This window comes from Paenibacillus sp. BGI2013 (assembly GCF_002843485.1).
Classification (GTDB): Bacteria; Bacillota; Bacilli; order Paenibacillales; family Paenibacillaceae; genus Paenibacillus; species Paenibacillus amylolyticus.
This window is the reverse complement of the sequence record NZ_PJFA01000004.1, coordinates 545,486-557,683: the sequence shown is the minus strand read 5'-3', so window position 1 is coordinate 557,683 and position 12,198 is coordinate 545,486. Positions and strand designations below refer to the sequence as shown.

Below are 12,198 nucleotides of genomic sequence, written 5' to 3'. Positions count from 1 at the left end.
AGCGACTTTCAATGGGACAATGTTCTTGTCCCTCGACAATAAACGACCATTACCAGGTTAAGGTGAACGACCATAACAGTAATTTGCTTTAAAGTTGTTGCTATTACCTTATACGTGTTTAGTGATAATCTCATTAATTGCACTAATTGAAGGTTGGAAGAAGTAACCCCCACCTGTCATCGTTACAAACTCTTGTAAATTTAGTGTTTTGTGCTCTAATACAAATGTTCTACTCCGATCAGTTGATGTATTTTGTCCGATTATAGGATCTTCTCCTTCAGAGCCCGGAGGATTTTTCTTATTATTTGCCCAAGTTTTTTGCAAGAACTCAAACTGTCTTTCTATGGATGTTTGATATGAAATAAACAATAATCCTCTTTCTTCCTCGGGCACCTCATTAAACGATCTTCCAAATGGAATACCTCTTCTTATAATGCGTCTAAGTAGTGTTTGCTCTGCAGAACCTAAATCAGTACCCATATCCCGAGGATTGACTTTACGTATATGTGCTGAAAAAGGGCATATTCCTCCAAGTCTATCGTTCGTTGCGCCACTTATTACTCGTCCGCCTACTTCCTTACTCATTTTGATTGGGGGCTCCACTTCATTGTATGAAAAGTGATTGCTTTCATACGCATCCTTTCCTATATTTTCTTGATCGTGCTCTGGAGAACGAATGATAGGAGCACCACTTGGCCATCGTCCCATTAATTTGGCTCCAATGAGATCCTCCGATAGTCCGGTCTGCACTTTAATTTGTTTTAAAGAATCTTGAAATGCTTTTACATCTTGGCGTAATCGTCGGAAAACCAAATATGAACCATTACGAGCCCATTTTGGTACATTAATGTACATATCAGGTCCCTTGAGTAGGGGTTGGATATCATCATCAGGGTGAGGCCTTGCTCCTTGTGCTGGGTATCCAAATACAAATTCCCCTGGCCAAATGAGCAGTTCTCCTGGTTTCGAGAATGAAAGAGATCTCTTTTCATCAGGGTCAATGAGTCTTGGAGTCAGGTAATCATGATCACCATCAGAGATTCGCCCTCTTACCCCTGGTTGCGAGATCCCGTCCTTAAACCCAAAATGCTCATGCCCTGGCTTGTCTGGTAGAACTCGTCCTACTTCTTCTTGAATTAAGCGAAGTCCTACATTTTCGGAAATCATCTTCTTTATAGTGTTTACTCTTTCTTGCAAAAAATTTTCATTATCGCTAGCAACGATTAGTACAAAGTCTGGATAGTTGTTCCATCCTCCATATTCCCATTGTTCCGGGTTCAAACGATCTCCAAGAGATCTTCTCGGCATGCCATCTTTAAAAGCTTCGCTTGTAAAATGTACTGATTCATCGGGAACTAGTTTTTCAAGTCCAACATAAGTGAATGCGACATTTATCCAGGTTGATGTTAGTCCTTGTGGATCTCGACCACCAAGTCTTTCACGCATCGACTTAAATAAATTATTAAAACGCAAAACTTCCTCCAGAGAGGAAATCTCGGGTAGAAGTTCCTTCAACCACTTTTTAGTCTGCTGAGGCTGGATGATCTTGAGAAATAGAAAGTTCTGAAAGTCTTTATTAAATCCGGCTAAAATATTTCCTTGGATATCCTGTATATCCAAGACCGGTTCAGATTGCTCTACCATCCATCTCAACCTTTCATAATTTAATTGCGTCTACTGCGCTGCATATCTGTTGGATGTATCATCATTTCAGCTACTGCAGCTGTATTTCCTGGACACTGATGCTGCACATTGTCTGCCTCGCCTTTACGGCATACAATGCCCGTTAATTTAATATCAATGAACCGAGCAACCTGACCACCGTAACGAATCGGTTTATCGTCAATTAAAACTTCTTCTCCATCTGGAATTTCATAGACCGCCCTGACTCCTAGCACTTCCTCACCACTAGATCCATCTTGTCCTCTGATTATTTTCCAATATGTTTTTGGATCGGTACCAGACTTAGTTTTCCACCCATTTGTATCTAAATCATCAATATATAGAGCAACAGGATTTTGTATGGTTATAAAGTACTTATCTCGTGCGAAATCATTTATGATACCCCCAATAAGTGGATCGCTCGCACGTCCTGCGTTTCCATAGTCACTACACTCAATCAACTCATCATATGCCTTTATTTCGTTGCCGTCTTTTATTCGGAGAACAGTAGCACGGGCAGCGATATTAATTTCAGCTGAAAGTGTATTGGACTCATGAGTTAAATGCATCTTGCCTTTTTCGGTATTCCATGCATTGTAAGGGTTATACTCTTCATTCATAAATAACTCTTCTTTAGAGATTCCATTTTTTATATATTGATTGTAAAGTTCTACAATTTTATCTTGATCCAGGGACTTCCAATATTCTTCTCCTTCACATGTAAACGTCACACGTTTGAGCCTACCCGTTTGTTCATCACGTTCTACATGCCATTCACAATATTCATCCTGTGGGCGATAAATATACTTTCCATTCTGAATTAACGTCTCCTCTGCTTCTTTATAAGCTAGCTCCCAATTATCTTGATATTTGTCCGCGATCAGTTTTGGGAATGCCTTCCAACGGATTGTTTTGGTAAGGTAATTTTCTGGAGTATCTATCTTTACAGGGTTGTAAAATTGACATTTTCCGACTCCAACTTCGGATTCGACCTCTGAAATGCACACGTCAAATCTTGTTGATATGTAATCACTCCATTGATTCTTTTGTTCTTCATTCATGTCTTCCAGAAAAGCAGGTGGATCAAATTGTTTAAGTTTTGCCATAGTAAGTTCCTCCTTATTAAATTTAAAATCAAGCTTCACAATGAGTTTTAGATTTATGTCAAAACCACTTGAATACTTTTGCATTGCTTAATTCAGATTCAGGAAGATCCTGTGCAACTTGGGTTTATAAAGTTCCTCTTGACGAATTCATGTTGCCTAGAAAAAGCTGCGATTCATTGATGGCACGTATATGCGTGCCATCATAACCGTCATTTAATCTAGAGACATCTAACGGAAACTGTGTTTTTTAATCGACTGTTTCTGCAAAAGCGATATAACTAACTAGCCCTGTAATATTTAACTTTTTCTCAATTAGCTCAGGTGATCTCATTGAAATTACTGTATTGATCCTAGCAAATGTGTTATTTATTTCTCTTACAAGCAATCCTACAGTCAGATTGCTACTTGAAATGTTTATTATTTTTCCAGACTCATCTTTGTAGTTAGGCAAATCAATACTGAAAGTGTTTAATGCGGTCCAACATGATTTAATAGGCACACCAAAATCTATATAATCATCAGTAACAAAATTCTCTGGATTATCTGGATCAGCATCAATTGTCATTGATCGCAATCGTGCATCATATTCTCTAATTAAAATCGCCACAGTTGTATACCACCTTCACAAAGAAATTTTCTTCTGACTGTCCATCCGTATGTTTTATCCTTTTTTGCTATTTCAAATGTGGATAACCCAAATTAAGCTGTTCCATTCCTCTAAGTGTTTAGTAGTACTATAAGATAGCTTTAATCGTGATGCCATCTTTTCAGTTTTTATCCATCCTCCTAATTCAATATATTCGCAAAATTATTATTAATAAACAGATCATAAATTATACATTGTTGGCAGTGGTGAAATTGACAAAGGTCAAGAAAATTTGAATTTTGATGGCGCTTATAGATGAGGAAACACAAAGACGTTAGTGGAACTGTAATAACTAATTTTACTAAGAATAAATGTTCTTAGATGGAGAACCATATAAGTAAATTAATTTTATGGAGGTAAGATTTGGATGAGCTACATAGATGGTGAGATTTTAACTTTTACACAGAACAATAATGAAATAAAACTTCGAGTGTATGGAGATGAGTTTTACGCGCGGTATGAGTCACTGGAGGGTTATACAGCTATATATGATGATAAGTTACAAAAGTTTTGTTATGCTTCCTTGGTAAATGGTGCTCTGACTTCAAATGGAATAGATATTACTTCTCCTCCACCAGCTGATTTAGAAGTGCACTTATTAGAAAATTCTGTTGTAAAAAATGGTAAATTCAATAAAAAATACAATGAACTTATTTCCAGTGAAAGTAATCCACATGAAAACAATACGAATAAAACTTTAGGGCCAAATAAGGGACTTCTCGAAGGAAGGTCCCTCGCTAAAGGGAATATTAATGGGTTGACAGTACTCGTTGATTTCCAAGACCTCAAATCTACTGTCACCAGCGACGATATTAATGAGATGTTAAATGGAGAGAATTATAAGGAGAATGGAAATTATTGCTCGGTAAATGAATATTTCAAAATTATATCATCTAACCAACTCGACTATAAAAACACGGTTATTGGACCTATAACCTTGCCTAATACAGTAGAGTATTATAAACGTAATCTTCTTGTGAAAGATGCTTTAGATATAATAATAAATGATCTCAATGTTGACCTTTCTGCAGTTGATTCAACTAATTCTAAAATTGTAGACTCCATCAACTTTTTATATGCGGGCAGAACAAGTTATGAAGGGAACCTCTGGCCCCACAATGGTAATGCTAATTTAAACTACAATGGATATAAAATTGATTTATATATGCTTACAAGTATGGGGAGGAATAAAAGTGATCTAAGTATTGGGACATTCTGTCATGAGACAGGCCATTTACTTTTACGTTTCCCTGATATGTATGATTATGGTGAACGTGATGGAGACAATATCAAGAGCAGTGGTATTGGCATGTATTGTCTAATGGGTTCAGGTAATCATTTAGATAATGGTCATACCCCCTCTCCAGTTTGTTCTTATCTAAGAGAGCTTGTAGGGTGGGCTCCTAATATTATTAATCTTAATGAGATAAACGGAGAACTTTCCATAAAGCATGGTGAATATAACACAATTTGCATGTATAGTACGCATAGCGAGAATGAATATTTTATTTTAGAAAATCGCACAAATTTAAATCTAGATAAATATCTCCCTTCCAGTGGTCTGGCTGTGTATCACTGTGATACTTTAGGTTCTAATGAATTACAGACAGGTAGCTCCAATAGACATTATCAATGTGCACTTCTACAAGCAGATGGTAATTCCGACTTGGAAAATGACGTTAACTCTGGTGATGGTACTGATCTATATTCCGAGAAAGATGGTGTAGTTATTTCTGGGAGTACTAATCCTTCAAGTAGGTTGTGGAATAACAGTGACTCGGGATTAGTTATTTCAGACATTTCCAGTCCAGGATCAGTTATAAAACTAAAGATATTAAACAAACCCAATTAATATTGGGGTTGCCGACGTCCTGTTAGCTTATCCCTCTAGCTTCTTGTTATCTGTACGAATCGTAAGCTCCATATAAGAAAATATGAAGAAACCTTGTCCAACAATAACCATTATGGTTTTGTATGGACAAGGTTTCATTTTCCAAACTATGGCTGTCAAAAATCACAATTCCCCAGAGTTAGATGATTCGGATGTTTGCTCATTGTGCACATCGATAAGGTAACTTATTGCCGGTTACTCGTTCTAACTTAGCCTTTAGGTCTTGTATTTGGTATTCAAACTGAAAATTTGCGTGATCGAATCAGGTATCGATGCTTTGAGTTCTTCCAATAATGCTTTTTGTTCTTCTAACGTTTGTAATCGGTCTTTCATATCATCAATCCATGAGTGGATTAAATGATGTCGGCGTCTTACGACCTTGTAGAAGAGTTCACTAACTACTCTTCATACAGCTATTGCTTCATCTATATAAACTTCAGACAACTCACCCACAAAACTTCCTTGTATACCTATTTTTTTAATCGCCCTTCATAATAACCTTCTTGTTATATACCCTGCATCACTATTAGCGGGCTCCGCACCATCATTAATTAGAAAAGAGCCGGTCTCACATGATCAAGTATCATTCTAAACGACTTTAAATCGTCAGTATATTGTTTACCATTTAACTCCATCAATTTTCTATTGGGATTAAAGAAGAAAACCGTATAAAAATATCCTTGTCACCATTAAGAGCTGTTGCAATACTTTTTAGTCCGCCTCCATAATCAATATTGGGATTTTGCATTTTTACAAATCCTGTGTCTTCTTTTTTGTAACACATAAATACATTGTTCCCAATTTCTAAAAATCTCTCGCTTACAGAAGCAGGATGATCCAGTGAATCAACCCCTGGTTCAAGATTAGGTCCACCTGGTTCACCAACAGGCATAAGTTAAACCAATGTTATCACACACTCAACTTGCTCCGTAAATTAACATTTTTTGATTTCTTAAAAAAATTAGTTAATATGCCCAATTGGTACAAGTTCTTGTCCCTAACAATGACAAATCAGCACTAAGTACGGTATCTGCCCCTTGATCCAAAATCACATTCGGCTTCCTCCCCTTTTCTTTGCTAAAGTGCTTGTTAACGAACTTGTTTTATCTATTTCAAATGGGATTACAGTTCAAGTGGAAGTCTCTCCTAGCGTTGAAGCTGGTCTCTTATTCATAATCCAACCCGTAGTCTGTTAATCGCTCAAAAGAGACTCGCTTCTACACTTAGATATTTATCTAATCGGAAATGGGAACAAGTTCGTGTCTTTCAACAGCTAGTTTCATTACGAAATTTCGCTTTTTTAATGCTTGGCAGCCTGTGTTTACCCTCAGAAACGCTGTTGCTTCATCGTGATGTGACAATTGTATAGTGTGTATTTGTCCCAATAAAACCTTTACCTGAATACTTAGATATTCATCTAATCGGCAATCGGACTATGTTCTTGTCAATTCCGGCAATCGGTACAAGTTCTTGTCCTTTGCTTGGGACAAGAACTTGTACCGATAAAATAAAAAAGCCGCTAAATTAGCGACTTCAATGGGACCATGTTCTTGTCCCTCGACAGGTATATTTACTCCATCCAAACATTCCTGCACTAGCCGGAACCTGCCTGCTATTCGTAGCGAACCCCCAATTAATGAAAGTCGAGAAACGGTACAAGCAAAAATACACCCCCTAGAATTTCATCGGCTAAACTCAGGGGTTTAATCCAATGTCTATTCTAAGGGGTGCACTTCATTTTCGAATGATGAAACTAAATTCTTCATCTTTTTCTTGCGACATTCTTGATCTCTAAATGGCGTTTTTTTTGTTTAGCACGCTTCATGCATTCGTTGTAGTAGCTTCTCCCCTCCCATTTTATATGTAGCATTAATGTTTAATTGTCTATTCCATCAAATCTGTTACTGCACCTCTTGAAGCAGAGGAAACTAATTTAGCATATTTGGCAAGTACACCGGATTTCACTTTCAGTGGCGGTTGTACCCAAGCTTGCGCTCGAGCGGCCAACTCTTCTTCTGGCACTTCAACCTTAATTTCCTGAATGTCGCTATCAATGGTGATAATATCTCCATTTTGGAGCAAAGAGATCGGTCCACCTACTTGTGCCTCAGGGGATACATGGCCGACTACAAATCCATGCGAGCCACCCGAGAACCTACCATCTGTTATGAGAGCAACTTTTCCCCCGAGACCTTTTCCTACAATGAGTGCTGTAACGGAAAGCATCTCAGGCATACCTGGTCCACCCTTCGGTCCACAATAGCGTATGACTAATACGTCCCCTTCTTGAATTTCATCATTCATGATCGCTTCTGTCGCTTCATCTTCGCTATCGTACACCTTTGTCGGTCCGGAAAACTGTTGTATCTTCATGCCTGACATTTTGGCAACAGCGCCTTCAGGAGCTAGGTTTCCTCGAAGCACAACCAGTGGTCCATTTGGTTTAAGCGGATTATTGAGTGGACGTATAATCTCTTGATCATTCTGTAGTGGAGCAGCTTCCGCTAAATTCTCCGCCAACGTTTTACCAGTTACGGTGAGGCAGTCCCCATGAAGTAATCCCTCAGCGAGCAATAGCTTCATTACCCCGGAAACACCACCAATATCATTCAAATCCTGCATGACATACTGACCACTTGGCTTCAGATCTGCCAAATGAGGAACACGCAAGCGAATTCGTTCAAAATCATCCAAGGTTAAATCCACTTCTACGGAGTGCGCAATAGCTAGCAGATGGAGAAATGCGTTGGTTGATCCCCCTAGAGCCATAACAACGGTGATCGCATTCTCAAATGCTTTCTTCGTCATAATGTCTCTTGGGTAGATTTCCTGTTCAAGAAGTGAGATGACCTGCTTACCGGCTGCTTCGCATTCCAATGCTTTATCCGCTGAGATAGCTGATGTCGAAGAAGAACCAGGCAAACACATACCCATTGCTTCTGCAGCTGCGGCCATCGTATTAGCGGTATACATCCCCCCACAAGCCCCTGGACCTGGACAAACACTGCATTCGACCTTATGCAATTGTTCATCTGTTATTTTTCCATCTTGATATTGCCCAACGGCTTCAAAAGCTGAAACGATATCCACTTTTTTACCGTCGAGATTACCAGGTTGAATGGTTCCTCCATATACATAAACAGAAGGAATATTCATCCGTCCAATAGCCATCAAACATGCAGGCGTATTCTTGTCACACCCACCGATTGCAACAACGCCGTCAAAACGCTCGGCTCCAGTCACAATTTCAATCGAATCAGCTATAGCTTCCCGACTTGGTAGCGAGAACAACATCCCGCCATGCCCCATCGAGATCCCATCAGAAACGGTAATCGTATTAAAAATTAGTGGGGCACCGCCGTTATTACGTGCGCCCCGCTTAGCTTGCACCGCTAAATCATTGATGTGCATATTACACGGTGTTACTTCACTCCACGTACTTGCTATTCCGATCATTGGCTTTTTAAAATCCTCATCTTGAAATCCAACTGCACGCAGCATCGCTCTGTTCGGTACCCGGTTAGCACCTTCACTGATTACCTTGCTTCGAATGCGAAGATCTTTTTTATTTTCCATGTTTCTTCCCTCATTTCAAAGTATTTCGTTCAGTTCCTGCATCGGTCGAATAAAATTTTGTTTCATTAAATTATGGGCATCGTTGCTATTTTTTCCTTCAAAAGCTTTAATAATCTGATCATGTTCTTCAACTGAAGCTAGTGTAGCCGTAATAGGTTGTTTTAAAAATACGTATTTAAATCGCCTAATGTGAATCTGAAGAGATGTATTAAATGTAGCTACATAAGGATTATCTGAGAGCTCCACAATATAATTATGAAATTGCTCATCCACCTCCATAGCCTGATAAACTTGTCCATTTTTAATAGAACTTGCGAATTCCAAATTTATGGATCTTAGTTTCTCGATCTGTTCTGGAACAATAGTTTGGGCGGTGATTTCAGCAGCTAAGGCCTGAAGAGCAGCCATCGTTGAATACATCTTAAAAATATCGTTTTTCTCAATATTCGTTACTTTTGTTTCTTTTCCTGGATGCATGGACACGAGGCCTTGAACTTCGAGTAACTGAAATGCCTCCCGAATCGGTGTACGGCTGACTCCAAGCGATTCAGCCATTTCCGCATCAATAAGCTTTTCACCTGGTTGCAGTGTTCCATCAATGATCCATCGCTGAATCTGAGAAAACGCTCTTTCTTTTGCGGACATACGGACTGGTAAGGAAAAATCTTTAGGTATTGGCATTCTTTTCATCCTCATTACAATTATTCTTATATGCAATATATCGCATACACGATCGAGAAGCAATTATTATTTCATTTACTCGCTCAATTAAGTTTATCCAGATAACTACCTGTTTTTATTGAGAGTCTGAGACAAAAAAGAGACTATAATTTAAGAGTCTTTCTTTGAGAAATGTTACATAAGTAATATATTTTAATGTGAATGTTCTTATATAAAATTATTTGGTACTAATGAGGGCTTATGTACTTTTTACTTAAGTACACATCTAATCGGCAATCGGACGATGTTCTTGTCCCTCGACATTTAACTCCCACCCCTCCATCGTATAATCTACCTAAAACGCCGAACTCATATTCCGAGTTCGGCGTTTTTAAAATTCAATGGACACAATTAATATGATAGAACGTTGTGTTAAACGTCTATTTTTAAAATGCTGTTCTACGTCCGCAGGCTTTTGAATGCCTTCCAGCCCTTAGTTTCGGGCTAGATGTTTTTGTTTGTCAGTAAAAAGTATTTTCGTATAACTTCCCCGTATGCGCATCAAGCACTTCGGGCGTCCGCTCGTGCTCGCTACCAATCATTTGATACACTAGTTCGTACGGGGCCTCTTCCGCCCTAGCATTGTGCATCCGTTCCCATTGCAGACGCAGCTTGGCCTGTGCCGTCCATCGGAGGATAGCTGTCTGGTAATCAAATGAAGGCACGGTCTCCAGCTTCTTTAACTGTTCTGGCCCTATGGAGGGGGACATCAAACTTTTGACCCTCCCATTAGAGCGGTCAACAGCTAGTTGATAGCATTCATCCCTGACAGATACGTCTTGAACATATACACCAAAGCGAATGATTTCCAAACTATCTTCGTCGTCGGTCTCTTCAGTTAGAAGCTTGAGATACGGCAACATTTCAGCTGCTAGTCCTCGGACATAGTCCATAGCTACTTCTATACATGCGTCTCGATCCCAGGTTAATGGAGCTAGTTGATCTGGCTTACCATGCGAAACAAAGTCAATCAGTTGTCCGGATTGGCTGTCTACTCGCGCCTTGACCGCTCCCTCCATCTGATCAGCCCAATAGGCCTTCCAAGACCGGTCATTCTTGGCTGGACGCTCTTCATTCTGTTGCTTCCACACCATCAACTTGGTGTTCGAGCCAATATTGTCGTCTTGTACTAACTGAAATTGGTCGTTGTTTACGCCAATCCACTCTTCTAGGCTTCGTGCGGGCGGGAACTCACCTGGCCACTCGTCCAGAGTTCTTGGGTCAGAGGGGACAGCTTCTGCCCTATAGGCTGTCGGAACTTCCTCCTGTGATGATGCAGTATAGATTAGTCCTCTACTTCGGGGGGCGTAAACAAGATGGACCTGATCGTCACCATCCGTGTACACGGCTTTGTCCAATACGCAATATTCCACATGTAGCAAAAAATTCGCCTTCATACACGCCATCTGTTCCTCTTCTGGTGTGATCATGGTTGGGAGTGCTGGCCCTGGAACGGTTCCAAAGTACCTAAATCCGACCACGCGACCGCTGGGATGAACCATAATCAGGCATCCCGTCTCAGGAAGTGGCAGCCCCATCGCCTTCTGCTGTCGTGTGTACACAAACATCCCTTCCATCCACTCCATCTCACAATACGGAAAATCACGCAGTGCGCCGGGATAATGATCTTCCAGGAATTGCTCTGCCTGCTGTTTGAGCTCCTCCTCAGATATCCGTGTCTCGTTGTCCAATGAGGCCCAGGAAATGGCATAGTCCAGCAAGTTGCCGTCCCTGGAGAGCGTGGCAGAAACGGCGTCATCACTCCCCGTTTTAACCCATAAGAATCCCGCTTCTCCCTTCCCTGTTCCCCTCCCGGTGTTCTCTTGATAGTCATTGACGATCAGATCATAATCCGGTGAAACGGCAAACTGGTGCTCTGCCTGTTGTCTTAACTGCAGGCGTAATGTATCCAGGTCTCGTTCGAGAAAATCTTGAGCCATTTCGTTGCGCAAATGTTCCAGCCCCTTCCGTAATTGTGTTTTTACAGTACCTAATGGCATATCCAGGAGATGGGCGATTTGCTGTTGGGTCAGGTCCTTCTTATATTTTAAGAACAGGAGCTGACGCAGCTTCGGATTCAGACTGGCCAATGCACGCTCCAGATCCAGGGTTTGATCGATATCATTAACGACCAATGGCTCTTGCGCCTGCGGGTCTTCGCTCAGGTAAACACGCTTGGATTTCTTCAAATGATTGAGCGCCCGGTTCACCACAATTCTGGTAAGCCAGCTCTCAAACGCTTCGGCTTGCTGCAGCGTTTGCAGTGACTCATAAGCCTTAACGAGGGCATCCTGAACGATATCCTCCGCATCTTTGGACTCCCGTACATAATGGCGAGCCACTCGGTGCAGCTTATCCGTTCGATCCTTTATAAGAGATACGAAGGCATCGTGATCTCCGTTTTGTGCGGCGTTGATTTGTTGCTGTGCATCGATCATTGTCGTTCACCTCCTGTTATATAGACAGCTAACTCGGGGGTTTGGATTTAATTAATGTAACATTATTCTTATAGTTGTTCACAAATAAGTGCATATGCTGATTATTTAGATATACACCTAATCGGCAATCGGTACAAGTTCTTATCCTTAGCTTGGGAC

At 40.4% G+C, this 12,198-nt stretch carries 8 protein-coding genes; 1 reads left to right on the top strand and 7 read right to left on the bottom strand.

What is annotated here, in order from left to right; all coding sequences use genetic code 11:
* Positions 1–108: 108 nt before the first annotated feature.
* The 3 genes from CXK86_RS13440 to CXK86_RS13430 all read right to left on the bottom strand — a co-directional run bounded on the left by CXK86_RS13440 (position 109) and on the right by CXK86_RS13430 (position 3,375).
* On the bottom strand, positions 109–1,620 hold the full coding sequence (locus tag CXK86_RS13440; RefSeq protein ID WP_180361757.1) for a Dyp-type peroxidase: 1,512 nt from the start codon (positions 1,618–1,620) through the stop codon (positions 109–111).
* Positions 1,621–1,664: 44 nt separating this feature from the next.
* Positions 1,665–2,768 carry a hypothetical protein gene (locus CXK86_RS13435; RefSeq protein WP_051449947.1) on the bottom strand — a complete coding sequence of 368 codons (1,104 nt, stop codon included), beginning with the start codon at positions 2,766–2,768 and terminating at the stop codon, positions 1,665–1,667.
* A 247-nt stretch (positions 2,769–3,015) separates the two neighbouring features.
* Positions 3,016–3,375 carry a hypothetical protein gene (locus CXK86_RS13430; RefSeq protein WP_036673674.1) on the bottom strand — a complete coding sequence of 120 codons (360 nt, stop codon included), beginning with the start codon at positions 3,373–3,375 and terminating at the stop codon, positions 3,016–3,018.
* 406 nt (positions 3,376–3,781) lie between these two features.
* Between CXK86_RS13430 and CXK86_RS13425 the strand changes: the two genes are divergently transcribed.
* Entirely contained in the window at positions 3,782–5,266 is a 1,485-nt protein-coding gene (locus CXK86_RS13425; protein ID WP_036673672.1) for a M6 family metalloprotease domain-containing protein, read from the top strand.
* A gap of 673 nt (positions 5,267–5,939) precedes the next feature.
* Here CXK86_RS13425 and CXK86_RS13420 read toward each other — a convergent pair.
* From CXK86_RS13420 to CXK86_RS13405, 4 genes are all read right to left on the bottom strand, one after another.
* Complete coding sequence (locus CXK86_RS13420) at positions 5,940–6,197, bottom strand: hypothetical protein (RefSeq protein ID WP_036673671.1); 258 nt, start codon at positions 6,195–6,197, stop codon at positions 5,940–5,942.
* Positions 6,198–7,189: 992 nt separating this feature from the next.
* Entirely contained in the window at positions 7,190–8,881 is a 1,692-nt protein-coding gene (gene ilvD / locus CXK86_RS13415) for a dihydroxy-acid dehydratase (RefSeq protein WP_017688240.1), read from the bottom strand.
* Between the two features lie 15 nt (positions 8,882–8,896).
* A complete protein-coding gene (locus tag CXK86_RS13410) occupies positions 8,897–9,562 on the bottom strand; it encodes a GntR family transcriptional regulator (RefSeq protein WP_100527506.1) in 666 nt (221 codons plus the stop codon).
* 500 nt (positions 9,563–10,062) lie between these two features.
* The gene (locus CXK86_RS13405) at positions 10,063–12,039 is read right to left on the bottom strand and encodes a sigma-70 family RNA polymerase sigma factor (RefSeq protein WP_076250487.1); all 1,977 of its coding nucleotides are present in this window, start codon (positions 12,037–12,039) and stop codon (positions 10,063–10,065) included.
* Between the last annotated feature and the right edge of the window lie 159 nt (positions 12,040–12,198).